The organism is Streptomyces sp. GQ60, assembly GCF_059758875.1.
In genome coordinates this window covers 123,373-147,082 of sequence record NZ_JCAXEG010000014.1, presented here as the reverse complement: position 1 = coordinate 147,082, position 23,710 = coordinate 123,373, and the positions used below count along the sequence as shown (strand labels likewise).

At 74.5% G+C, this 23,710-nt stretch carries 21 protein-coding genes; 11 read left to right on the top strand and 10 right to left on the bottom strand.

Annotation, left to right across the window (positions count from 1 at the left end; genetic code table 11):
* Positions 1 to 10 precede the first annotated feature (10 nt).
* Positions 11 to 1,549 carry an MFS transporter gene (locus AC6CKD_RS28880; RefSeq protein WP_498331313.1) on the top strand — a complete coding sequence of 513 codons (1,539 nt, stop codon included), beginning with the start codon at positions 11 to 13 and terminating at the stop codon, positions 1,547 to 1,549.
* 18 nt (positions 1,550 to 1,567) lie between these two features.
* Here AC6CKD_RS28880 and AC6CKD_RS28875 read toward each other — a convergent pair whose 3' ends face one another.
* The 3 genes from AC6CKD_RS28875 to AC6CKD_RS28865 all read right to left on the bottom strand — a co-directional run bounded on the left by AC6CKD_RS28875 (position 1,568) and on the right by AC6CKD_RS28865 (position 5,707).
* Positions 1,568 to 3,181: an alpha/beta hydrolase gene (locus AC6CKD_RS28875; RefSeq protein WP_498331230.1), complete on the bottom strand. Its 1,614-nt coding sequence runs from the start codon at positions 3,179 to 3,181 to the stop codon at positions 1,568 to 1,570.
* Between the two features lie 294 nt (positions 3,182 to 3,475).
* Complete coding sequence (locus AC6CKD_RS28870) at positions 3,476 to 4,408, bottom strand: patatin-like phospholipase family protein (RefSeq protein ID WP_498331228.1); 933 nt, start codon at positions 4,406 to 4,408, stop codon at positions 3,476 to 3,478.
* A gap of 75 nt (positions 4,409 to 4,483) precedes the next feature.
* Positions 4,484 to 5,707 (bottom strand): glycosyltransferase, encoded by a 1,224-nt coding sequence (locus AC6CKD_RS28865; RefSeq protein WP_498331226.1) that lies wholly within the window; start codon positions 5,705 to 5,707, stop codon positions 4,484 to 4,486.
* A 610-nt stretch (positions 5,708 to 6,317) separates the two neighbouring features.
* On the opposite strand from AC6CKD_RS28865, the gene AC6CKD_RS28860 reads away from it, so the two are divergent.
* Positions 6,318 to 8,495, top strand: a complete 2,178-nt coding sequence (locus AC6CKD_RS28860) for a PIG-L family deacetylase (protein ID WP_498331224.1) — start codon at positions 6,318 to 6,320, stop codon at positions 8,493 to 8,495.
* Positions 8,496 to 8,644: 149 nt separating this feature from the next.
* Complete coding sequence (locus AC6CKD_RS28855; RefSeq protein WP_498331222.1) at positions 8,645 to 9,115, top strand: hypothetical protein; 471 nt, start codon at positions 8,645 to 8,647, stop codon at positions 9,113 to 9,115.
* 30 nt (positions 9,116 to 9,145) lie between these two features.
* Here AC6CKD_RS28855 and AC6CKD_RS28850 read toward each other — a convergent pair whose 3' ends face one another.
* A complete protein-coding gene (locus tag AC6CKD_RS28850) occupies positions 9,146 to 10,741 on the bottom strand; it encodes a glycoside hydrolase family 15 protein (RefSeq protein ID WP_498331220.1) in 1,596 nt (531 codons plus the stop codon).
* 267 nt (positions 10,742 to 11,008) lie between these two features.
* On the opposite strand from AC6CKD_RS28850, the gene AC6CKD_RS28845 reads away from it, so the two are divergent.
* From AC6CKD_RS28845 to AC6CKD_RS28835, 3 genes are read left to right on the top strand one after another with little or no spacing between them, the layout of a single operon-like run.
* A complete protein-coding gene (locus AC6CKD_RS28845; RefSeq protein ID WP_498331219.1) occupies positions 11,009 to 12,547 on the top strand; it encodes a DUF6056 family protein in 1,539 nt (512 codons plus the stop codon).
* 31 nt (positions 12,548 to 12,578) lie between these two features.
* Positions 12,579 to 13,643 (top strand): FUSC family protein, encoded by a 1,065-nt coding sequence (locus tag AC6CKD_RS28840; protein WP_498331217.1) that lies wholly within the window; start codon positions 12,579 to 12,581, stop codon positions 13,641 to 13,643.
* Positions 13,644 to 13,677: 34 nt separating this feature from the next.
* Positions 13,678 to 14,370 (top strand): aspartate/glutamate racemase family protein, encoded by a 693-nt coding sequence (locus AC6CKD_RS28835; RefSeq protein WP_498331215.1) that lies wholly within the window; start codon positions 13,678 to 13,680, stop codon positions 14,368 to 14,370.
* Between the two features lie 9 nt (positions 14,371 to 14,379).
* Here AC6CKD_RS28835 and AC6CKD_RS28830 read toward each other — a convergent pair whose 3' ends face one another.
* Positions 14,380 to 14,772: a hypothetical protein gene (locus AC6CKD_RS28830; protein ID WP_498331213.1), complete on the bottom strand. Its 393-nt coding sequence runs from the start codon at positions 14,770 to 14,772 to the stop codon at positions 14,380 to 14,382.
* 208 nt (positions 14,773 to 14,980) lie between these two features.
* Between AC6CKD_RS28830 and AC6CKD_RS28825 the strand changes: the two genes are divergently transcribed.
* The gene (locus AC6CKD_RS28825) at positions 14,981 to 15,589 is read left to right on the top strand and encodes an SGNH/GDSL hydrolase family protein (protein WP_498331211.1); all 609 of its coding nucleotides are present in this window, start codon (positions 14,981 to 14,983) and stop codon (positions 15,587 to 15,589) included.
* Here the strand turns inward: AC6CKD_RS28825 and AC6CKD_RS28820 are convergent.
* Both AC6CKD_RS28820 and AC6CKD_RS28815 read right to left on the bottom strand, forming a co-directional pair.
* Entirely contained in the window at positions 15,586 to 16,266 is a 681-nt protein-coding gene (locus AC6CKD_RS28820) for a response regulator transcription factor (protein WP_498331209.1), read from the bottom strand. The two genes, AC6CKD_RS28825 and AC6CKD_RS28820, sit on opposite strands and share 4 nt — an antisense overlap.
* On the bottom strand, positions 16,263 to 16,766 hold the full coding sequence (locus tag AC6CKD_RS28815; protein ID WP_498331207.1) for a sensor histidine kinase: 504 nt from the start codon (positions 16,764 to 16,766) through the stop codon (positions 16,263 to 16,265). Before AC6CKD_RS28815 ends, AC6CKD_RS28820 begins: the two co-directional genes overlap by 4 nt.
* A 3-nt stretch (positions 16,767 to 16,769) precedes the next feature.
* Between AC6CKD_RS28815 and AC6CKD_RS28810 the strand changes: the two genes are divergently transcribed.
* Positions 16,770 to 17,657, top strand: a complete 888-nt coding sequence (locus tag AC6CKD_RS28810; RefSeq protein ID WP_498331206.1) for a hypothetical protein — start codon at positions 16,770 to 16,772, stop codon at positions 17,655 to 17,657.
* A gap of 76 nt (positions 17,658 to 17,733) precedes the next feature.
* On the opposite strand, the gene AC6CKD_RS28805 is transcribed toward AC6CKD_RS28810, so the two are convergent.
* Positions 17,734 to 19,092, bottom strand: coding sequence for a M64 family metallopeptidase (locus AC6CKD_RS28805; RefSeq protein ID WP_498331205.1), 1,359 nt, complete (start codon positions 19,090 to 19,092; stop codon positions 17,734 to 17,736).
* Between the two features lie 139 nt (positions 19,093 to 19,231).
* Here AC6CKD_RS28805 and AC6CKD_RS28800 point away from each other — a divergent pair, with 139 nt between their 5' ends.
* A complete protein-coding gene (locus tag AC6CKD_RS28800) occupies positions 19,232 to 20,584 on the top strand; it encodes a tetratricopeptide repeat protein (protein WP_498331203.1) in 1,353 nt (450 codons plus the stop codon).
* Positions 20,585 to 20,613: 29 nt separating this feature from the next.
* Here AC6CKD_RS28800 and AC6CKD_RS28795 read toward each other — a convergent pair whose 3' ends face one another.
* A complete protein-coding gene (locus tag AC6CKD_RS28795; RefSeq protein ID WP_498331202.1) occupies positions 20,614 to 21,138 on the bottom strand; it encodes a GNAT family N-acetyltransferase in 525 nt (174 codons plus the stop codon).
* An 85-nt stretch (positions 21,139 to 21,223) separates the two neighbouring features.
* Here AC6CKD_RS28795 and AC6CKD_RS28790 point away from each other — a divergent pair, with 85 nt between their 5' ends.
* A complete protein-coding gene (locus tag AC6CKD_RS28790) occupies positions 21,224 to 21,874 on the top strand; it encodes a helix-turn-helix transcriptional regulator (protein WP_498331200.1) in 651 nt (216 codons plus the stop codon).
* A gap of 7 nt (positions 21,875 to 21,881) precedes the next feature.
* On the opposite strand, the gene AC6CKD_RS28785 is transcribed toward AC6CKD_RS28790, so the two are convergent.
* On the bottom strand, positions 21,882 to 22,664 hold the full coding sequence (locus tag AC6CKD_RS28785) for an SDR family NAD(P)-dependent oxidoreductase (RefSeq protein WP_498331198.1): 783 nt from the start codon (positions 22,662 to 22,664) through the stop codon (positions 21,882 to 21,884).
* Positions 22,665 to 22,783: 119 nt separating this feature from the next.
* On the opposite strand from AC6CKD_RS28785, the gene AC6CKD_RS28780 reads away from it, so the two are divergent.
* Positions 22,784 to 23,692, top strand: coding sequence for a LysR family transcriptional regulator (locus AC6CKD_RS28780; RefSeq protein ID WP_498331196.1), 909 nt, complete (start codon positions 22,784 to 22,786; stop codon positions 23,690 to 23,692).
* The last annotated feature ends 18 nt before the right edge of the window (positions 23,693 to 23,710 follow it).

Sequence of the window (23,710 nt, the reverse complement as noted above, 5' to 3'; positions counted from 1 at the left end):
ACCCGGCCCGATGTCCGACGCCGCACCCATGCCAGTCGGCGGCGTACCGGCCAACCCCGCCGATCCCCGGCGCTGGTGGGCGCTCGCCGTGATCGGGCTGGCGCAGCTCATGGTCGTCCTCGACGCCACGATCGTGAACATCGCCCTCCCCTCCGCCCAGCGCGATCTGGGGATGTCGGACGGCAACCGGCAGTGGGTGATCACCGCGTACTCGCTGGCGTTCGGCGGGCTGCTCCTGCTGGGCGGGCGCATCGCGGACCTCATCGGCCGCAGGCAGGCGTTCGTCATCGGCCTGGCCGGCTTCGCCCTCGCCTCCGCCCTGGGCGGCGCGGCGGGTGGACCGGGGACGCTCTTCGCGGCCCGGGCGCTGCAGGGCGTCTTCGCGGCGCTCCTCGCGCCGTGTGCCCTGTCGCTGCTGGCCACCACCTTCGACGCCCCCGGGGAACGCGCCAAGGCCTTCGGCGTCTTCGCGGCGATCGCGAGCGGCGGCGGCGCCGTCGGCCTGATCGCCGGAGGCCTGCTCACCGAGTACCTGAACTGGCGCTGGTGCCTGTACGTCAGCGTGGCCATCGCCGCGATCGCGATCATCGGCGCCTTCGCCGTCCTGCCCGACCCGGGACGTACGGGAGCGAAGCTCGACGTCCCGGGAGCGGTGCTCGGGTGCGGCGGACTCGTGGCCGTCGTCTACGGGTTGAGCGAAGCCGAACCGCGCGGCTGGTCCGACGGCCTCGTCATCGGCCTCCTCGTCGGCGGGACCGCCCTGCTGGCCGCCTTCGCCTGGTGGCAGACGCGGGCGAGCGACCCCATGCTCCCGCCGCACGTCATCGGGGACCGGACGCGGGCCGGCTGCCTCGTCACCATGGCGCTGGCCACCATCGGCCTGTTCGCCCTGTTCCTGTTCATGACCTACTACTTCCAGCTCGTCCTCGGCTACTCCCCCGTCCGGACCGGGCTGGCCTTCCTCCCGATGACCCTGGCGATCATCACCGGTGCGACGCAGGTCTCCGCCCGCTTCCTCGACCGGCTCGCTCCCCGCTCCCTGATCGTCCCCGGGCTGCTCCTGGCCACCGTGGCCCTGCTCCTCCTCACGCGGCTGAGGGTCGACTCCTCGTACGCGACCCACGTGCTCCCCGCCATGCTGGTCCTCGGGTTCGGCATGGGCCTGGTCTTCATGCCCGTGATGTCGACGGCCACCCAGGGCGTGGCGCCGAGGGACTCGGGGGTCACCTCGGCCACGGTCAACACGGCCCAGCAGGTGGGCGGGGCGATCGGAACGGCGCTCCTCAACACCATCGCGAGCACGGCCGCGACGGCCTACGTCACCTCGCACCTCGCGGGAGCGGCCGATTCCGCCCGCGGCGTCCCCGCGTCCCCGGCGCGGCGGCTGATCGAGGCCCAGGGCGTGGTGCACGGCTTCGGGGTCGCGCTCTGGTGGGCGGCCGGCATCATGCTCCTGGGCGCCGCCGCGGCCGCGGTCCTGGTCACCGCACCGGCGCCCGCACCCCGTCGCGAGGTGCGGGGCGGGGCGGTCGCGGCCCCGACGCCCTGACGGGGAGGCGGGCCCCCGTCAGCGCAGGGTGGGGATCACGTCGTTCGTCTCGTCGGCTTCCACGGGCCCGGTGGTGCGCCGGCCGAGGGCCTCCGGGGGAGTCTCGTCGGCGCAGACGGTGCCCTGGGCCGGCAGGGCCAGGGTGGCCAGGTAGTCGTTGACGAGCGCGCTGACGCACGCGCTCCGGTTGTAGGCGGTGTGACCCTCGGCGTCGAAGGTCAGCAGCCGGCCGGCGTCCAGCGTCCCGGCCAGGGCGACGGCGTCCCGGTAGGGGGTGTCCGGGTCCCCGGTCGTACCGAGGACCAGGATCGGGGCGGACCCGGCCGCCCGGTAGGAGCCCTCGTAGCGGCTGGGGCGTTCCGCCTGCCACTGCGCGCAGGTCGGCGCGTGGTTGTGGTCGTAGGTGGGCGGTCCCAAGCCGATGGGCGGCCCGAGCAGGGGCGCCGAGGCGGCCTGTGCGCCGACCAGGGCACCCAGGAGGAGCCGGCTGGTGGGGTAGACGCGGTCGGCGCACTCGACGGCCAGGTTGACGTTGAGGAAGTCGAAGGACCCGGGCGAGGGGGGCGACAGCAGGAAGGAGGTCTGGCGCGCCTGGGCCGCGGCCAGGGCCTCTCCCAGGTAGGGCCAGATCTCCTTGCCCGAGTTGATGTTGAACATCAGCCGGTAGGCGAGGGTGTAGCCGGTGGCCGGGCGGCCGCTCGGGGTGACGACCGGGTCGGCGTCGAGGTCCCGCTTGAGCTGTTCGAAGGCCTCCCGGGGCTTGCCCGCGCCGAATCCGCAGGCGGTGGCGTTCCGCGCGCACCAGTCGAGGAACCGGCCGACCGCCGCGTCCAGGGCGGTGAACTGCGCGGCGTCGTAGGCGTACGGCACGTCGGCGTAGCTGCGCGGATCGTAGGCCCCGTCCAGGACCATGGCGCGCACGCGCCGGGGGAACTGGGCGGCGTACACGGTGCCGACGTAGCTGCCGAAAGAGCGGCCGTAGAAGGTGAGCGTCTCTTCGCCGAGGGCCTGGCGCAGCAGGTCGAGGTCCTTGGCGTTCGACCCGGTGCCGATGAACGGTATGAGGCCGCCGGCGCGTTCCCGGCAGGCGGTGGCGAAGTCATGGCCCTGCCGGACGGCGGTCCGCAGGGCTCCCGGTCCGGGTACGCCGCGCGCGGCGTCGACGGCGGCCGAGTACTCGGTGTCGTTCCAGCACTCCACCTGCCCGCTGCGCGCCACGCCCCGCATGTCGTACCCGACGACGTCGAAGCCGTCGCGAAGGGCGGCGGGGAGTGCGGCGTAGCTGTTGCGGGCGAAGTTCACGCCGGAGTTGCCGGGTCCGCCGGGGTGCAGCACCAGGACGCCGGTGCGGCGGGCCGGGTCGGCCGCGGGCTTCCGGGTGACGGCCAGCGGGATCGTGGCCCCGTTGGGCAGGCGGTAGTCCAGCGGCACCTGCGCGGTCGCGCACTCGAAGCCGTCCTGCTGACCGTCGGCGCAGGGGCCCCAGGACAGGACCGGGACGGGCGGGGCGGGCATGGCGGTGGCCTCGGCGGCGCCGGGCCCGGCTCCGAGCAGCGCCGTGACGGCTATCAGGGCGAGGGCCGTCCCCCACACCACTCGCTTGCGCGCATCGTCGGCTGAACGGGTCTGCATGCGGTGAACTCCCTTGATGGCGGGTCGACGGCAGGGGCGCGCACGAGGGCGTCGGGGGAGGGTGTGGGTGCCCGCGCTCGGCTGAGCGGCAGGCTCAGGTTCCCATCCGCGGGGAGGGTCGGGATAGACGGCGGGACGGACGCGATGCGGAACGTACGCCCCCGGCCTGCGGGTTCGGCCCGCGGCCCGGCTGGGCCGACCGGATGACGCGGGCCCGCCCGGTACGCCGGGTGCGTGACGACGCGTCGGCCGGCGGTCGGGCGGGCGCGCAGTCGGCGGCGGGAGGACGGCGGGTCAGACGACGGCGGATCCCGTGTTCCACACGGAGCGGAGCCGTTCGGCGGCGGCGCTCGCCCGGGTGAGGCCCGCCTGGTACGCCGGCCCCCAGTTCGCCAGGTCCTGCAGGTCCGGTCCGAAGGCCCGTACGGCCTCCGCGCCGGGCCCGAGGGTCACGACGGTCCGCGCCCCGACGGTCCGCGCCCCGACGGACGCCAGTTGCCGTTCGAGCGGCTCGCGGGGGAAGAGGTGCGCCAGGGGCTCCACGACGACCAGCGTGCGGGCACCGGCCGCGAGGTCCGCGTTCGCCCCCGCGCGCAGGGCGCCGTCCATGTACCGCCGCCCGTCGATGGCGACCGGCGGCGCCGCTCCGGGGAAGGCGCTGCTCGCGGCCACCGCCCGTACCAGCGGCACACCGCTCGTACGGTCCCACACCACGGGCTCGCCGGTGGCCGCCTCGACCGCGGTGATCAGCAACCGCCGGTCCGGCCAGGCGCCGGCCCCGATCAGCGCGGCCCGCCCCGCGAGCAGTGCCCGCTCGGCGGCGGGACCGGATTCCGAGTCGGCGTGGTCCAGGGCCATCCGGCCCACTCGGCGCCGGGCCTCCCCCGGTTCCAGCCCGGGTTCCCCGAGCACCGCGAACACGGAGCCCAGGCGGGCGGCGGCCGCCTCCGCTCCGGGTGCGGCGGGAGCCGTCCCCGCTCCGAGGGCGGAGAGCCGTTCGGGATTCTGGCCGGTGGCCAGCAGTGCGCCGACGATCGCACCGGCCGACGTGCCGACGATGAGGTCCGCTCCGCCCAGATCGATTCCGGTACGGCGCAGTCCGGCGGCCAGGCCCGCCATCCAGGCCGTGCCGACCGGGCCTCCCGGGCCTCCCGGGCCTCCCGGGCCCAGTACGACTGCCCGATCGGTGGTGGCTCCGATATCAAGGGCTCCGGTATCAAGGTCCACGGGTTCCGCCCCTCGCCTTCTGCCGTCAGGTGGTGATCAACGGAGCCGACGCAAGGACCTCGACCGGGCTTGAGGTCAAGCGGTCCGCCCGGCCCCTTCGAGCAGCAGCCGCGCGGCCACCGTCGTCCCGTCGGTGCGGACCGAGGCGGCCACGGCGGCCGCCCGGGCGCGGGTCTCGGGGGCCAGCGCCGTCCGCAGCGCGGCCGACAGGGACACTGCGGCCGGGGCCTGGTCGTCGTGGGCCGCGCCGATGCCCAGGCCGGTGACCCGGTCCGCCCAGTAGGGCTGGTCCGCCCCCTGGGCGGCCACCACCTGGGGCACGCCGGCCAGGGCGGCGGTCAGCGTGGTGCCCGCGCTGCCGTGGTGCACGACGGCGGCCACCCGGCGGAAGAGCGCCTGATGGTTGACCTCGTCGACGAGGAGGCAGTCGTCCATGCCATCGGCCAGAGCCAGTTGAGCCCAGCCCCGGGAGACGACCACACGGCGGCCGAGTGTCCGGATCGCCGCGACGGCCGCCCGCGCGACCTCTTCGGGGGCTCGTCCGGGCGTGCTGCCGAAGCCCACGTAGACCGGCGGTGCGCCGTCGTCCAGGAACTCCACCAGCTCGGCGGGGAGCGGGCGTTCGTCCGGTGCGCACCACGCTCCGGTCTGCACCACGTCGAGACCGGTCGGCTCCCACGGGGAGAGGAGCGGGTCGGTGGCCAGCCACGGGCTGGTGGTGAAGGCGTAGTCGCGGACGGAGTCCACCGGCGGCAGGCCGGCGGCCGCCCGCAGGGTGTTGAGCGGCTCGCCGAACATGGTGTGCGCGATGCGGGCGTCCAGGTCCCACAGCGCCTGGTTGTCGGTGGCGTCCGGGGGCAGTGGCCGGCCCCGCCGCGCGGGCGGCCGCCGGTGGGGCGACGGCAGGCTGACCGGCTGGTGGCTCGCGTGCACGTAGCGCAGGCCCAGCTTCTCGGCCACCGACCGTGCGCCGGCGGCGACCGGCAGGGGGCCGGTCGCCAGGAGCGCGTCCGCCCCCTCGGCCGCCGCCGCGACGATGTCGAACTGCGCGGCCATCAGATCAGCCGCCCGCTGTGCCAGGCCCTCCGCCGATCCCGGTGTCACCGAGGTCACCAGCGGGCGGACCGGGCTGCCGGCCGGCACCAGCTCCACGCCGAGCCCGGCCAGCCGCTCCGCGAACTCCTCGTCGGGCGGTGCGCACATCCGCACCTCGGAGCCGAGCTCCCGCAACCGCACCGCCAGCCCCGCCATCGGCTCCACGGCCCCGCGCGAGCCGTACGTCGACAACACCACACGCATGCGGCAACTCTCATTCCGGTAGAGGAGGGCCATGGATTCCGGCTTCGGTCGGCGATTCTTCGCCATGCCCCGGGCCTTGCCGCAAGCCCCCCTGCGCGCTACATGTTGATCATGGCGCAGCCCGATCCGCTCGATGGGATCTCGGCGGATGCCGGCGCCGCGGGCGCCTGCCGACGCGCCTCGGGCGTGATGCCCTCCCGTGTGGATCCGCTCACACCGGCGAGACCCCTCGCGCACGGCCACCCGGGTCCGTGCGGCCCGGCCACCGACTCCGCGTCAGATGCGAGAGCCGGGGCTCCCATCCCGCCCACCAGGGCCTGGACTGGGCGAGCGGTCCGATATGTCGGGAGTGCGGCCTCGGCGGGACCGCCCGGACCACCGGGGTGCGTGAGGGGACGCCACCTCTGACCTATCCGGACAAAAGGCCTCTAGTCCGACTATAGAGGCAAGCTCCTTCATATCAGCAGATAGGAGACCTGATGGTGTGTCAGGCGCACGCGCGCGAGGCATAATCGAGCCCGGTCGTCTCCGGAAAGCGGTGGGGCCATCGGGGCACCGACCCGCCCCCGCAGCCCCGTTCCGCACCCGACCGATCCCCGAGGCGTTGCAGATGTCCCTGGCCAGCCGCACCCGCCTCGCGGCCGTGCTCGCCGCGCTCACCGTCGGCGCCGCCGCCGGAGTGACGACCTGGGCCTACGGGGACGGGACCACGCCGGAGTCGGCGGTCCCCGGGACGGCGCTCCGCCCGAGCGTGACCGAGGGCACGGTCCTCCAGGTCGTCGCGCATCCCGACGACGACCTCTTCTTCATGAACCCCGACCTGAGCCGCTCCATATCGACGGGCATCAAGGTCGCCACGGTCTTCCTCACCTCCGGCGAGTCCGACGGCCGCAACGAGGCCCACAGCCCGCACCTGCAGGACCCCGAGGGCCCCGCCGACCACGCCGCCTACGCGGAGGCCCGACAGAACGGCATCCGGGCCGCCTACGCGCAGATGGCCACCGGCGACCGGACCAGCGCCTGGCAGCGCCGCTCCATACCCACCGTGGGCGGCGGCAGCGCCGAAATGGACGTCCTCGTCGCACGGCCCGAGGTCAGCCTGGTGTGGATGCAGCTGCGGGAGGCCCGCAGCATATCCGGGGACAATCCGGACAGCCTGCGCGGACTGTGGGACGGTCGGGTCCCCGCCCTGGGTTCCCAGCTGAGCTCCGGAACGCCGGTCACGCCCGAATTCTCGTACGACAAGGACCAGGTGGTGGAGGCCATAGCAGGGGTCTTCGCCCTGTACCGGCCGACCACGATACGGACGCAGGACCCGACGCCCGGCCGGTCACACGACGGCGGCGCCTTCCTCGACCACCAGGACCACGTGTACGGCGCCCGGTTCGTGCAGGCCGCGACCGAGCGGTACGCGAAGTCCGCGGACCGGCCCCACTTCTCGGTCCAGAACTACGTGAGCTATCCCAACAGCTCCCTGCCCCCGGCGCTCGACCCGCAGACCGCCGAGGAGAAGCTCGGCTACCTCAAGACCTACGCCTGGACCGACCACGAGAACTGGTGCGGCAGCCCCGCCGGCTGCGGCGACCGCAAGACGGCGACCCGTCCCGCCGGCGCCGGGTGGAACCAGACCATCCGCTACGGCCGGGGCGATGTCACGTCCTGGATGACCGAGGGCGCATCCGGCCGGCTGTGGGCCTTCACCGTGCTGGACGGCCGGATGGCCTACTGGTCGCGCAGCGGGCCGAAGGCGCCTTGGCAGGGGCCCCGGTTCCTCGCCGGGACCGGAATGGACACGGGAGCGACGGCGGTCCGGCTCCCCGACGGCAGGGTCGGGGTCTTCGGCACCCGGACCACGCTGGGCGCCACGCCCCAGGAGTACGGACGCGAGCTCGTGTACTCCGTCCAGACCGCGCCCGACGGCGCCTTCGGCCCCTGGCTGTCCCTGGGCACCCCTGACACCCACGACGTGTCCGGCACCTCGGCGATCAGCACACCGGCCGTGGCCCTGGACCGTACCGGCCGGATGACCGTCTACGTACGCGATTCCCGGCGCACCCTGCGCGCCCGTGCGCAGCAGACCCCCGACGGCGCCTTCGGGGCGTGGGAGTCCCTGGGCGGATCCGGCCTGCAGGGCGACCCGGTCACCGCGACGGACGCGGCCGGCCGGCGCCACGTGTACGCGGCCACGGCCCAGAGCGTGCTGGCCTGGATCCAGCGGACCCCGGACGCCCCGTTCGGCGACCCCGTCCCGACCGGGCTGCCGGCGACCACCGGGCCGCTCTCGGCGAGCGCGAAGGGCGACGGCGTCTCCCTGTACTTCCGCCGCCCCGGCACGGGCACCGCCGCCACGAGCCTGGCCACCGCGGGCGGGAGCGTACCGGTGTTCTCCCCGGTCACCGAGGCGGGCGGCGCGGGCGGCTACGGCTCCGTCGGCGTCGCGGGGGGCCTGCTCGCGGGCCGCGCGGGCACGGGCACGGTCGGCGTGGGCATGGGCATAGGCGCCGGCATCCCGGACACGGACGGCGGCACGGACGGCGGCAACGACGGCGGACCGTCCTGGTACGAGTCCCAGATGCACTACACGGGCGCACCGGCGGCCCTGACCGCGCTGGACGGCACGGCCGTCGGCGCCGTGCTCGGCCTGGACGGCGGTCTGCACGTCACGACGGCTCCCCCGGCCGGATCCGGGCCGCTCGGCAGCCGGCCGCCCTCCTCCCCCTGGTACCGGGCGGTCCCGCCGCCGGCGGCCGCACCGGACGGGCGCGCGAGCTCCGGGTGGCAGCGCTGAGCGGTGCGGGCGACGATGGCGGCGGATCGCGCCGGGTTCCGGCCGAGGCCGGGGCCCGACCCCGTCCCCCACTCCAGTCGACCTGCGATCGGGGCTCCATGACCTCGTGCTCCCCCGTGCGGAGGGCTCCCGCTGCCGCTGGTCCCGGCGTGCGCGCGCGCAAGGGGCCGGGCACGGTGCGCGCCCTGACCTCCGTCGCCGTGCTGGTGTTCCTCGCCACGGGATGCAGCAACGACACGGCGCCGGCTTGGGGTTACCCGGATCTCGGGGCGACCCTGGGATCGCTCTCCCGGGCTCTGGACGAAGGGTGTGCCGGGGCGGCCCCCGAGCGCTGCGCCGAGGACCTCGACCGGCTCGAAGCCTTGGCGGACCGGGCCTTCGCCGAGGCCCTCGACCACCGCCTCCTCGACACCGCGTCCGTGCACGCCCGGAACGAGGTGGACCGTACGAGGGAGCTGCGCCGCGCCGCCGCGGTCCGGGCGCGTGCGCTCCGCGATCCGTACCACCTCCCCCTCGGACGGGCGCTGGCGGCCGAACGGCTCGCCCACCGCCGGCTCCTGGCCGCGCTGGAGCGCGTCCGCGCCGTACCGCCGCCGGGTGAGGGAACGCGGCCCGTGTGAACCCCCGCGGGGTGTACGGACGCCGGCCCGCTACGGGCGCAGGGGCGGGGTCGGGAGCGCCGTGCCGTCGAGTGCCACGAGGGCCAGGACGGTGAGGGAGCCCGTCCACGCGAGGGGGGCGACCGAGCAGGGCCGGCCCGCCCCGTCCACCTTCTCCGGCAGTTCGCCGAGCGCGTTCCGCTTCGAGAGGACCCAGTCCAGGACCCGTCCGGCCTTCTCGGGCTGACCCGTGCCGGCCCATGCGAGCGCGAAGAAGGCCGTACTGGGCGTCCAGGCGTACGCGCCCCACCGCGCCCCGGGATCGTTCCCGGGGGTCAGCCCGCCGTTGGGCAGGAGCAGTTCCCGGTACGTGGTGTCCAGCGCCCGGGCCAGACCGGCGGGGGCCGCGTTGAAGGGGGGCGCCATGAAGGCCACCGCGCTGTCGTGCCCGTGGCGTCCGTCCACGGTGCGCTGGTACCCCAGGGGGAGGAAGCGCGCGGAGATCCCGGCGGACAGCCTCCCCGCGGCGCGGGCCCAGCGGGCCGCGTCCTGCGGCCGGTTCGCCTCCCGGGCCAGGTCCGCGGAGGCGTTGAGCCCGGCGAGCAGCGGTGCGGCGGTGCCGATGTTCGCGGTGGCCGTCGCCAGCTCCCAGTAGTCGGGGGACGCCGGGGGCAGCCCGTCCGCCCGCAGGGACCGCGCCGCGTGGTCGGCCGCCTTGCGGATCATCGGGTAGAGGGTGGCCAGCCGGGCCCGGCGGGTGGCACGGGGGGCCGTCTGGTACCACTGCCAGGTGGCCCAGGGGACCCAGCCGTTGGCGTCGAGCTGCGGGCTCCTGCCGTCGGGCGGCCCGGAGCCGTCGAGCTTCGTACGCGCCTCCCACGTGCCGTCCGCGCGCTGCGTCGCGGCGCTGTAGCGCAGGATCCGGTGGGCCTCGGCGTCGTGGCCCGTGTGTGCGAAGGCCGCGGAGGCGAAGCTGGAGTCGCGCGGCCAGGAGTACTTCCAGCCGTGGCTCCAGCCCGCCGCCACGGCGCCGTTGGGCAGGAGCAGGGCGCGCATGGCCAGCAGGGCCCGCTCGGCCGCCGCGCGCTGCTCGGCCGAGGTGCCGGGGACCCGGCCGGAGGCCAGCCAGGCGCGGCTGCGTTCGATCTGCCGCCGGGCGGGCGGATGGCCGGGGGCGACCACGGCCGAGGCCGTCATGGCGTCGGGAAGGTACATCCACCGGCCGGAGGCCAGCCGCAGGACGTGGCTCCCGCGGACGTAGCGCGCGTCCGCGGCGAGGGACGGCGGAACGCCTTCGGCGGCGGTCGTGTTGGACAGGAGGCCGGCAGTGGGGGCCGCGAGCGCCGCCAGGCGTGCGTGTCCGGGCACGGCGTCGCCCCGTCCCCGGTCGCTCGCGGGCAGGGCGAACGGCGCCGGTCCGCGTTCCTGCGGCTCGGCTTCCCGGTCCCGGGAGCGCCCGGCGTCGTGCGGGGTCCGGTGCGCGGCGTCGTCCGGGGTCAGGTGCCCGGAAGCGTCCCGGGTGGGGTGCCCCGCGTGGTGCCCCGGGTGCCGGGCGGTGGGATGGCCGCCCGACGTGCCCACGGGTACGGCGACGCTCGCCAAGGCCGCCGTGACGACTGCCCAACGGCCGGGCCGGACACCGCGCATCGCCGCTCCCTCCGCGGGCCCGCGTGCGCGCGGACCCTGCTTCCCCATCCTGGGAGAGCCCCGCGTAGGCTGCCACGGAAGGCCCGCCGCGCGGGTGACCCGGGAGTGCGGAGGGGCCTCGTGGCTCCGTACCCGACCTGGCGCACCCAGGATGCCGGGGGCCGCGGGCCGTGCACATCATGGATTTCCGCGGGCCCCACCGTCACCGCGGGCGGCGGGTACGTCGGCCGCCTCTCCCGGCCGGATTCCGCTGCGAAGGACAGGTACATGAGCACAGTTGAGGGCCAGGGCGAGAGCGAGAAGGAGAGGGACACCGGCGGCCGGCGCCGTCCCCTCCTGCGCGGAGTCCTCCCGGCGACCGCGGCGGTGCTCGTCGCGGCGGCCGGGGCGCTGGTCGCCGTCGGATGCTTCCTCGGCCTCTACGTGCGCCCCACGTCCGACGACTGGTGTGCCGCGTGGAAGTCCCGCGACATGGGAGTCTTCGGCATCACCTCCGACTTCTACATGACGCAGAACGGCAGGATCACCAACGCCTTCCTGAGCGGGATCGTCTACGGCGACGGACTGACCGGGACCAAGATCCTGCCCGCGGTCATAGCCGTCGCTTTCACCGTGGGACTGGTGCTGCTGGGCCGCGAGTTCGTCCGGTTCCTCGGCGGCACGCCCCGGGTGCTGGTCCTGACCGCGTGCGCCCTGGTGATCCAGGCACTGGTCTACTTCGCGGGCCCCCGCAGCTACCAGGCCCTGCTGTGGGCCCCCGCCACGATCTCGCACACCGTGCCGAGCGTCATCGGGGTGTGGGCGCTCCTGCTGGCCCTGAAGACCGCCTCCCACCCCCGTACCGCCGTCCGGGTCGCGAGCCTGGTCGGCGCGTTCCTCATCGCCTTCGCCATCGGCACCCTGAGCGAGCCGTTCGCGCTCGTCAGCGGTCTCCTCGCGGCGCTGGTCGGACTCCTCTGCGTGCCCCGGCTCGGAGTGGCGCCCAACTGGCGTCCGTTCACCTGGTGCCTCGTCTGGTGCTCGGGCCTGCTCTCCGGCCTGATCGTGCTCTACACCTCCCCCGGCGCCCGGTGGCGCCGGGCGCAGCAGCCGGCCAAGGACTCCCTGCTGTCCGCGGGCGAGCTCCGCGCCACCGCCGGGGACTGGCTGCGCATGTGGGACTCCGTGACCGGCCGTCCGGCCTACCTCGGAGCCGCGGCCGTCGGCGTGCTGCTGGGGCTGGCGCTGGTCCTGGGCAGGAGCCGCCGGTGCGGGCCCGTAAGCGGCGAGGAGCCGCGGCGGACGGTACCGCGCGGAACGCTGATCGCCCTCCTGCTGCTCCCGGTTCCCGTGGTCGTCCTGGGCTCGTTCGCGGTGGTGGTGGGCCTGCGCAGCGGCTACGGCCCGACCGGGTGGACGTACGCCCGCACGTGGACGAGCTACCTGGTGCCGATGGTGCTGGGGCTCTGCGGCTACGGCGCCCTGCTGGGCGCGTGGGGCGGGCGCCGGCTCCGGGAGCACCGGAATGCCGGCCCGGCGCTCCTGGCCGGCGCCGTGGCGGCGGGCTGCCTGACACTGGCCTCCTTGGCCGTACTCGTCCCGGAGCTCCAGCGGCTCACGACCGCCACGGTCACCCGCTCGGTGGCCTGGGACGCGCAGGACGCGCGCATCCGGGCCGAGGCCGAGCGGGGCGCCACGGACGTGGGCTACCAGCCCCTGTGGATCGGCAATCTCGCCGAGCCCTTCTTCACCCGGACCTACGAGCGCGACTGGGTCTCCACCTGCGTGTCGAACTGGTACGGCATCGACCGGATCCACCGCGGCTGAGCCGTGCCGGGGGGCCCGCCGAAGGGAACGGATGACCGATCTCGCCGGCTCCCCGGCACGACCAGCCGGGCGGGCCCGGGAACTCCTGCGCACCGAAGGCCCGGCCGCCGCCCGCATCGTGGTCACGGTGGCCGTGGCCTGGCAGGCCGCGCTGTGGCTGGGCGCCGACCAGCCGCCGGTGTTCGCCGCCATCGTCCCCCTGGTGGCCTTGCGCGGTGATCCGATGACGGCCCTGGGCACCTCGCTGCAACGGACCCTGGGGGTCGTGGCGGGCGTGCTGATCGGGATCGCCGTCCTGAACGCGTGGCGGCCCTCCGCCCTCGCCCTGGCCCTGGTGGTGGCCCTGGGTCTGGGCGTCGGCATGGTCCTGCGGGCCGGGGGCGGGCTGAACATCCAGGTCGCGGCCTCCTCGCTGCTGGTCTTCGCCAACGCCTCCCCCGATTCCTACGCACTGGACCGGGTGTGGGAGACCGCGGCCGGCGCGGCGGTCACCATCCTCCTGGCTCCGCTGCTGTGGCCGCCAGACCCCCAGCGTGTCCTGGCGGTCGTCTCCGACGACTGCGGGGCGCGCCTGAGCCGTTCCCTCACCGGCACCGCGTCGGTGCTGGGCGGCGGCCCGGCCGCCGCCCGCGACAACCTCACCCGGGTGCGGGCGGACGTCGAAGCGGTGCACGCGGGCGCGGCACGCGCCCGGGAAGCGGAACGGGCCCTGCGGTTCAACCCCTTGCGCCGCCGTCAGCGCGGCACCGTACGGCTCCGGGCGGAGCGCGTCGCCACCGCCGACGGGCTCGCCGTCCACGTGGCGACCCTTGCCGGGGAGGTGGCCGCGTTCACCGGCCGGGCGGACCTCGCTCCCGACCTCGCCCGGGCTCGGCTCCGGGTCCCGGAACTGGCCTCGCTCACCGCGCGGGCCGTCGAGCGGGCCTTGTCGGGAGACGATCCCCGGGGCGCCGTGACCGCGGCCCGCGACGGGCTGGCCGCCTACGCCCGCGCGGACTCCCGGCCCGTCGCCGTGGCTCTGCGCCGGCCCTTGCACCGGGTCCTCGACGCGCTGGAGGTCCCGCCCACAGGGGAGCAAAGGACAACTTATGGATGAGTTGGCATTCCAGCGTTTGCCTTATGGTGGGGCCATGAAAACGATCGGGCTGATCGGCGGCATGAGCTGGGAGTCGACGGCGGAGTACTACCGGATCCTCAACGAGCGGACCCGCGAGCGCCTCGGCGGGCTCCACTCCGCCCGCTGCGTGCTCTACTCCGTGGACTTCGCGGAGATCGAGCGGTTGCAGGTCCGGGGCCGCTGGGAGGAGGCCGGCGACGTACTGGCCGATGCCGCCCGGGCGCTGGAAGCGGCGGGCGCGGAGCTCCTGCTGCTCTGTACCAACACCATGCACAAGGTGGCCGGGCCGGTCGAGGCGGCCGTCTCCGTCCCGCTGCTGCACCTCGCGGACACCACGGCGGCCGCCGTCCGCGGCGCCGGACTGCGCCGGGTGGGCCTGCTGGGCACCGCCTTCACGATGGAACAGGACTTCTACCGGGGCCGGCTGGCCGCCGGCGGGATCGGCGTCCTCGTCCCGGATCCCGAGGGCCGGGCGCTCGTACACCGGGTGATCTACGAGGAGCTCTGCCTCGGCGTCGTCCGCGAGCAGTCGCGTGCGGCGTACCGCCGGGTCATCGGGGACCTCGTCGCACAGGGCGCCGAGGGGGTCGTCCTGGGGTGCACGGAGATCGAGCTCCTCATCGGCCCCGAGGACAGTCCCGTACCGCTCTTCCCCACCGCCCGCCTGCACGCCGAGGCGGCGGTGGACGCGGCCCTGGCCCCTTAGGGCCTGTCGTCAGGCGGGGCCGAAGATGTCTTCGCGCGCGTCGTCGAGGATGAACCCGTTGTCGAAGCGCACCCGGACGGTCACCCGGAGCGGCTCCGCCCGGTAGGCGGTCCAGGCGGGCTCCAGGCCGGTGACCTTCTCTTCCAGCTGCTTCTTGCTCTCCGCCGGCATGTCCGCGCCGAAGGCGTCGAGGAGCGACTTGAGCCTCTCGTACTCGCGGGACTCCGGGGTCTGCAGGTCGTGCTCGACCACCCGCACCACGGTGCCCTCGGTACCCGCCGCCAGGGACAGCGAACCGGCTACGGACCCCGACGGGTCCGACGGGTCCTCCGTCATCGCGACCCAGTCGGTCAGCCGGGTGTCCGCCGCCAGCCTCACCCGCCGGCCTTCGTTCAGCGCCATCGCTTCGTCAACTCTCCGCTCGGTACGTGCCGCCCATTATCCGTCCCGGTCCGCTCGCCCCCGTCGGCGGCCTCCGCCTCGGCCGGCCCGGACTCCCCCGGAGCGGCCGGGCATGGTGCGGATGATCTTGGGCGGGCAGTATGGCCCGCACACGGGACACCGCGCCCGTCAGAGGCGCGCGGTGACCGGACGGGGAAGGGACACACCGATGATCCGGCTGGCGGAGAGCCCCATGACCTGGGTGGCGACCGGGGACAGCATCACCCAGGCCGTGCTGCACACGCACGGGGCCCGGGGGTGGGTCGAGCACGTGCACGAGCGGATCCGGTGGCAGCTGGGCCGGCCCACCGACGTCGTGGTCAACACCGGAGTCTCCGGATGGGGCGCGGCCGACGTCCTCGCGGTCCACGACCACCTCATCGGCCGGTTCGATCCCGATGTGCTGTCCGTGTCCCTCGGCACCAACGACTGCCTCGCCGGCGAGGAGGGGCTGCCCCGGTTCCACGAGGCGATGCGCCGGATCATCGCCGGAGTGGACCCGCGGACGCAGGTGGTCCTGCACACGCCGGCGCTGGTCGGCCTCGCGGGCCGGGAGCGGCGCGCGGCGCTCCCCGCGTACTGCCGGGCCGTACGGGAGATCGCCGAGGACACCGGCGCGCTGCTCGTCGACCACGAGGCCCACTGGCTGGAGCACCACGGAACGCTGGACCCGATCTCCTGGCTCGACGACGCCGCCCACCCCAACGCGGTCGGCCACCTGCGGATGGCCAACCACACCCTGCGCACCCTGGGGCTCGGAGAGCTGAGCCCTCTCTAGGGCCCGGGCGCGGGCGCGGGCGCGGCGATGCGGTAGCCCACGCCGGGGGTCGTAGTGATGACCTGCGGGGCGCCCAGTTTGCGGCGCAGGCGGCCCACGGTGACCGCGACCGTGTTGGTGAACGGATCGGCGTTCTCGTCCCACACCTGTTCGAGCAGGTTCTCGGCGCTCAGGAAGCCCGGGCTGCCCCGCAGCAACGCTTCCAGGACGGCGAACTCCTTGACGGAGAGCTCCAGTCGGGCGCCGTCCCGCAGCGCGGTGCGGTGGACCGGGTCGAGTTCGATTCCGGCGGCGCGCAGCGTGCGGGGCCGGGCCGCGGGCCTGCGGCGGGCCAGGGAGCGGATGCGCAGGATCAGTTCCGGGAAGTGGAAGGGTTTGGCGAGGTAGTCGTCGGCGCCCAGGGTGAGGCCGCTGACCCGGTCGCCGGGCGATCCGGCCGCTGTCAGCATCAGCACCATCGCGCGGTCGTCCCGCTCCGTGATCATCCGGCAGAGCGTGTCGCCGTGGATGCCGGGCAGGTCGCGGTCGAGGACCACCACGTCGTACGCGTTGACGTCGAGCTTGGCGGCGGCGGCCAGCCCGTCGTACGCGAGGTCGACGGCCATCCCCTGGTCGCGCAGCCCTTCGGCGACGACCTCCGCGAGCGAGCGCGCGTCCTCGACGACCAGGATCCTCACGGCGTCCCCCCGTGCGGACCGTCCGAGGCGTCCGAGGCGTCTGCCGCCGGCATCGCGGCCGTCACCTTCAGTCCGCCCTCCGGCCGGACGCGGAGGTCGAGGTTGCCGCCGTGGGCCGAGACGATCGCGGCGACGATCGACAGCCCCAGTCCGGAGCTCTCCTGCGACCCGGTCCGGTCGGCGCCGAGCCGCTCGAACGGCTGGGTCAGCCGGTCCACTTGGTCCTGGCCGAGGACGCTTCCGCCGGTCTCGACGACGAGGCGGACCCAGGACTCGTCGTTCACCGCGAAGGCGCCGTCCACCGTGGAGGCGTCCCCCGTACCGCCGCCCCCGGTCGCGATCCGGATCCAGCCGCCCTCCTGGTTGTGCACGATCGCGTTGTCGATGACGTTCTGCACCAGCCGGGACAGCAGCGCCGGGCTGCCCCGCGTCCACGCCTTCGGCATCTGCCCGTTCTCGACGGTCAGGTCCTTCTCGCGGGCCTCGGCGGCGCCACGCAACAGGTGCGCTTCACCCAGGCCGCCGGTTCCTTCGACCACATCGGCCTCGAGGGGGCCGCCGCGGGCGGGAGCTGGCGTGCCGAGACGATCGGCGAGATGAACAGCACCGACTGGGAGAAGCACCACAAGGCGTCCGGCGCGGTGGAGGGAGGAGGCACGATCACCGTCACCGGCGTCGGTGACATCGGGCCCATGGCCACTACGGGCGGCCGCCCCGTCGAGGGGATGCTGACCGGTCTGAGCCTCGCCCTGCTCATCGTGCTGGTGGTGGCCGTACGGTTCGCGGGTGGCGGGTCCGGCCGCCGCCGGCCGGGGGACGGCGCTCCGCTCACCCGTGCGGTGTTCGGGGCGAGGGCCGTCGTCGTGGCGGCGGTGACGTTCGTGACGGGGCTGCTCGCCGTGGGCATCGTGGTGCCGGTCGGCGCGGCGGTCCTGGAGTCGAACGGGGTTCCCGTCGTAGGGCTGTCCGTGCTCACCGGAGCCCGCGTGGTCATCGGCGTCTCCGCGGCGCTCGCCCTCACCGCCGTGCTCGCCCTCGCCCTGGGCTCGGTGCTGCCGCGCCGCCGGCTCGCGGGCCTGGCCGCCGTCTTCGCCGTCGTGGTCCCGTACGCCGTGGCCACCGTCCCGCTGCTGAGCGACGGGCTCGCGCAGTGGCTGCTCCGGGTGACTCCGGCCGCCGGTTTCGCCGTGCAGCAGACCCTGGTGGAGTATCCGCAGGTCACCGCCCACTACGCGCCCTCCGCCGGATACTTCCCGATGCCGTGGTGGGCGGGGGTCGCGGTGCTGTGCGCGTACACGGCGGCGGCGACGGCCCTTGCGCTGCGCCGGCTGCCGCAGAGCGTTGAGCGGGCCGAGGTCCCGGCCGCCGACCCGGTGGGCGAGCCGGCGTAGGGGGTGCGGTCCAGGGGTGACGGAGGGCGGCGCGGGAGCGATGGCTCCCGCGCCGCCCTCGCGCGGATCCAACGGCCTAGCGGCGGACGTACCAGTCGACAGTGGAGCGCAGGGTGCGGGCGATCTCCGGGTCGCGGACCGAGGGGGTCCGGTCCTCGGCGGTGACCGACAGGGTGTGGGTGCGGAGGTCGGGGAGCCGCAGTTCCGCGACGGTGACGTCGGTCCGGCCCGCCAGCCGCTTCACCTCGCGGCCGTCGAGGTACCACCGGACCAGGAGCTGGCGGCCGTCGCCGCCGGTGAGCCGGGGCACGGCCGCCTTCACGGTCTGCGGTGTCCGCAGGGTGCGGTCCGTCGGAGTGAGCGGTGTGACGGCCCTCGCATGCTGGTAGAAACCGGCGATCATCGCCTCGACGCCGGGGAGGTTGAAGGGCTTGCCCAGGACCCGCATCAGCGAGTTGTCGGTGGGGCGGTGGATCCCGGTGACGAAGTAGCCGCCGCCCTCGTACGCGCCGACGGTGCCGCCGTCCGGGGAGGGCTCGCCCAGCCAGCGGTGCCACTTGGCCCGCTGCCGGGCCATCCGGTCGGCGGACAGCTTGGAGGTGTTGGAGTCGGCGGGCTCGGGCCCGGTGTACTTCTCGTAGTCCGGGATTCCGGGGTAGAAGTACTCGTCGGCGAGCTTGCCGAGCGAGTGGCCGGTCTCGTGGATGGCGACCTGGCCGGACTTGGCGTTGTCCGCCGAGGCGGTGGAGATGCCCTCGTAGCCGAGGGTGGGGCTGGGCTCGTTGTAGCCGGCGCCGCCGTACTTGGCGCTGTTGGCCAGGACGATGACCAGGTCGGCCTCGGGCGCCCTGGCCACGTAGGCGTCCACCTTCTGCTGGTCTATGCACAGGAGCCGCTCGATCTCCTCGCACCAGAAGTACGCGCCGAGGGCCGTGTCGCGGACGGCAGTCCGGTCGGGGTCGCCGGAGACGCCGGACTCCTGGGAGACGGCGTCGACCGTCCAGACGTTGAAGAGGTTCCGGTAGGTGGCGTACGGCTCCACGGCCGTCACCTCGGACCATTTCGCCTGGGCGTCGGTGTGGAACTTCGCCAGCTCGGCCGCCGTGTACCCGTCGCCGATGAAGACCACGTCCAGCCGGTCCCCGGTGGGGCCGTTGTCGACGAGCTTGACGACCTCTCCGTCCGCCGCCCGCTCCGCCTCGGAGAGCCGGGCGCCCGTCCCGCCCGACCGGCCGGTGTGCGCGGGAACGCGGGCGTGGCCCGATCCGGCATCACCTCCCTGCTCCGGCCCCGGGATCTCCACCACCAGGCGGGGCACGACCGGGACGTCGGCCGCGCGGACGGGGCCGGCGGCGAGCAGCGCGGCGGTCGCGCAGGCCGCCGCGACGGCAGCCCGCAGGCCCGCCCGGGCAGCCGGGCGTCTGACGTGGTGCATGAAGTCCTCCTGCGGTGAAGGGAGTTAAACCGATGCATAAGCGCACTGAATCGGTTGCTTAAATTAGGCGGCGCACGACGGGTGCGCAATGCCCTGCTCCCCCTGAATACTGGGGAGTTCGAGCAACCAGGGGGATTCCATGGACGAACCGGCCGAAATCGGCCGCAGGGTTCAGCGCATGCGCACCGAACTCGGCCTGACACAGCGCAAGTTGGCGGAGCCCGCGTACACCCCGGCCTATATCTCCACGCTGGAGTCGGGCAAGGTGCGCCCCTCGGAGGCCGCGCTCCGCTTCCTCGCCGGACGCCTCGGCACCTCCTTCGAAGAACTGGCCACCGGACGCCCAGCCGGGCTGGCCACCGAGTTGCGCCTCGCCCTCACCGACGCCCAGCAGCTCCTGGCCTCCGGCGCGGCGGGCGAGGCCGCCCTCCACTACCGGCGCCTGCTCGCGGAAGCGGAGCACCTCGGGCTCACCGACGAACGGGTCGGGGCGCTGCTCGGACTCGGCGATTGCGCCCTGGAGACGGGCGAACTCACCGAGGCCATCGGGTACTTCGAGTCCGCGGAGCGGCTGCTGGCCGACGAGCCGCTCCCCCGCCGCGCCCGACCGATCCGCGGCCGCGCCGTGGCGCACCTGCTCGCCGGGGAACTGCGCTACGCCTGCTACCTGCTCGAATCGACCATCGACGAGCTGGGTGCGAGCGGACTGGGCGACCCGGAGGCGCTGCTCCTGCTCTACGCCGCGGTCATCGGGCCGTACATCGACATGGGCGCTCACGCCCGGGCCGCGCACGCCGCCGAACTCGCCCTGGCGCTGGCCCCACGGGTCACCGACCCGGCGCTGGTGGCGGGCATGCACCGGCAGGTCGCGCGGACGTTCCTGACGGAGGGGCGCGTGGCCGACGCCGACGCCTCCCTGGCCAAGGCCCAGGCGATCTACGGGCAGCTACAGCTGCGGACCGATCTGGCGCACTGCCACTGGATGCGCGGCTACGTACAGGCCCAGAACGGGGACCTCGCCTCCGCCGAGCGGGAACTGCGCACGGCCCGGGACATGCTCTCGGCCGGGCGGGCGGCCCTGTACACCGCCCAGGTGGAGGTCGAACTGGCGGACGTACTGCGCCGGCTCGGCCGGTACGAGGAGGCGGCCGGGCTCCTCTCGGCGCTGCTGGCACTCGGAGACAGCCACGGCGCCGTCCACGCGGGCGGTGCGCACCGGCTCCTCGGCCTCATGGCCGAGGAGCGTGGGGAGCACGAATCCGCCGAGGAGCACTACGTGCAGGCCCTGGCCCTGCTGGAGCGCAGCGGAGCGACGGGCGACCTCGCGGACCTCTGCCGGCTCCTGGGCGATCTGCTGCGCCGGGCCGGGCGCACCGAGGCGGCGCTGGACGCCTACCGCACGGGACTGGGCCACCGGTCGGCTCCCGGCACCACCACCCTGGGCCCCGCGCCCGGCGCGCCGGTGTTCCCGCACCGTCCGGCCGCGCGGTAGCGGGCCGGCAGCGGGGCAGGCGGTAGTGGCTAGAGGTCGATCCAGTAGCGCCGCTTGGGGCCGATCAGGGTCTCGCGGACGTCTTCCAGGACGCCGCCGTTGCTTTCGATCGTCCGGATCGAGGGCTGGTTGCCGGGGTCGCAGGTCAACAGCACCCGGTCCATCCCCAGCAGTCGGGCCTCGTGCTTGACCTCGCCCAGCGCCCAGGTGGCCAGGCCGCGGCGGCGGGCCGAGGGGCGCACGCTGTAGCCGATGTGGCCTCCCGCATCGAGCAGGAATCCGTTCAGGTAGTGCCTCAGGTCGATGGCGCCCAGGTACTCGTCCCCCTCGGCGATCCACCAGTACGTGGCGTGGACGCGTCCGTGTTCGAGCGGCACCGAGCGGTCCCCGTACCGCCGCAGCCGCTCCGTCCAGGCGGCGAAGCCCTCCGGCGTGTCCACGTCGTCGTCGGAGCCGAGTCCCGCTCCGTCCATGTGGGCGTCGGGCCCCCAATCCTCCTGCGCGGCGAGCCAGGAGGCGTACAGACGGGGGGTGGGCGTGATCAGCTCGGGCATGATCGGACGATAACAGTCCGCGAAATCCGTACCCGGGCTGGCCTTCGCTCCCTTTTAGTCAATGGGCGCCGATTATATTTGGGTCATGACCGAAATGACCCGCGCTGTGGATGCCCAGCGCGTCCACCAGGCCTTGGCCGTACCGTCCCGCCGACGGCTGATGACCCTGCTGCGGGAGGCGGAGGGCCTGCTGGGCGTGGACGACATGGCCGCCGCCACGGGGCTCGCGGTCGCCACCGTCCGCCACCACTTGGCCGCTCTGACCGAGGCGGGCCTGGTCACGGCCACCGCCTCGGCCGGGCCGGGGCGGGGCCGCCCCCGGCTGCGGTACGCGGCCGCCCGGCCCGATCCCCAGGAGGAACCGTCGGACACCCCCTTCCGGGAGCTCGCCCAGGCCCTGGCCGAGGCCGTCGGGGGCGGCCCGGGCGCCTCCCGCGAAGCCGGCCTCGGCTGGGGGCGCCGGCTGGCCGGGAGCGGACCGGCGGCGGAGCAGGTGTTCGCCGCGGCCGCCCGGATGGGCTTCGCTCCCCGGGACGCGCCGGGGCCCGACCCCGACACCCGGCGGGTACTGCTGCACGAGTGCCCGTACCGGGAGCTGGCCCGGGCCCGGCCCGAGGTCGTGTGCGCCGTCCATCAGGGCGTCCTGGACGGACTGCTGGACGGCGGCGGAACCACGGTGCGGCTGCTGCCCTTCATCGGGCCGGACCTGTGCGCGGCGGACCTGCGCAGGGCCTGACCGGGCGTCAGATGCGACGGCCGGTGACGTGGCCGCCGTCCACGCGCAGGGCGTGTCCGGTCACGAACCCGGCGCCCGCGAGGTAGAGCACGGCGTCGGAGATCTCGGCGACCTCGCCGACCCGGTCCTGCAGGGCGAGACCGCCGTAGGAGTCCACGTCGGCGCCCGCGTGCAGGGGCGTGCGGATGATGCCCGGCGCGACCAGGTTGACGCTGATCCCGTCGGCGGCGAGCTCGGCCGCGAGGCTCGTCGTCAGCGCGTGCACACCAGCCTTGCTGACCACCGGCGCGGTGGCGGGGAATCCTGCCAGCGCGTGGTCCACCAGCACGGTGCCGATGTTGACGATGCTGCCGCCCTCGCCCTGGGCGCGCAGGGCCCGTACGACCGCCTGCGTGGTGAGGTAGGTGCCCTTGAGGTTCCCCGTCAGGTAGCCGTCGAGCTCCTCCTCCGTCACCTCGGTGAAGGGCTTCGGCTCGAAGGTGCCCGCGTTGTTGACCAGGACGTCGATCCGGCCGAAGCGCTCCAGCGCCGTACGGACGAGCGCTTCGCCCGTCTCCGGCGCGGCAGTGCTGCCCGCGACGCAGGCCGTGCGCTCGGGATGCCCGAGGGCGGCGGCGGCCTTGGCGAGGCGGCCGGGGTCGCGTCCGTTGAGGACGACGTTCGCTCCGGCCGCCAGGAAGGCGCGGGCGATGTCCAGACCCATGCCGCTGGAGGATCCGGTGACGATGGCCGTGCTCGTGGCCGCGGGGGTGGCCGTGGTGGTGGTCGTGTCGGTACGGGTGACGGTCATGTTGGCTCGTGCCTTTCGGGGAGGGCGGCCGGGGAGTCCCACCGGCTGACACCAGAAAGCTATGGGCCCGCAACTCATAACACCACGACGGAAATTGGAGCGTGTGATAATCCAGGGTTATGGATGTGGATCTGCGTGACCTGGAACTCCTCGACGCCACCGCGGAGGCCGGCTCCCTGACCGCGGCCGCCGCGCGGCTCTACGTCAGCCAGCCCGCCCTCAGCCAGCGGCTCACCCGCTTGGAGGCCCGGCTCGGCATGCCCCTCTTCGACCGCAAGGGCCGTCGCCTGATCCCCAATGCCGCGGGCCGCCGACTGCTGGTCGCCGCCCACCACGTACTCGGCGAACTCGCGTCGGCCTCCCGCGACTTGCGCGAACTCCGGGACGGGCACGATCGGCGCGTCCGGTTCACCGCACAGTGCAGCACCACCTTCCCGTGGCTGCCACCGGTCCTGCGCGCTTTCCGCGAGCGGGAGCCGGACATCGACGTACGGATCGAGACGGTCGCCGACGACGCGCCGATCCCGGCGCTGCTGGCCGACCTGGTCGACGTGGCGCTGGTGACCAAGCCGGACCTGCAGATGGACCGGGTGTCCCTGACCAGGCTGTTCGACGACGAGATGATGGCGGTGGTGCCCGCCGGTCACCCCTGGGCCTCCCGCGCGCACCTGACCGCCCGCGACTTCGACGGCGCGGACCTGGTGCTCTACGACTTCTACGACCAGAAGCGCATCCCGTCGATGCCACTGCCGATCCCGCCCGGCGCCCGGCCCGCCCGCATCACCACCATGCCGGTGGTGACCGACCTGGTGGTCGAGATGGTGGCGGGCGGGCAGGGCGTGACGGTACTGCCGAACTGGGTCGCCGCCCCGTACGTCGCCTCGCACGGTCTCGCCCTGGTCCGCATCGGCGCGAAGCCGCTGACCCGGACCTGGTTCTGCGCGACGCGGACCGGCCCGCGCCCGCCCCACCTGGAGGCGTTCGTCGAGGAACTCGTCGCCCGCCTCGAAGCGCCCGGAGTGGGCTGAAAGGACTGGGGGGCGTCA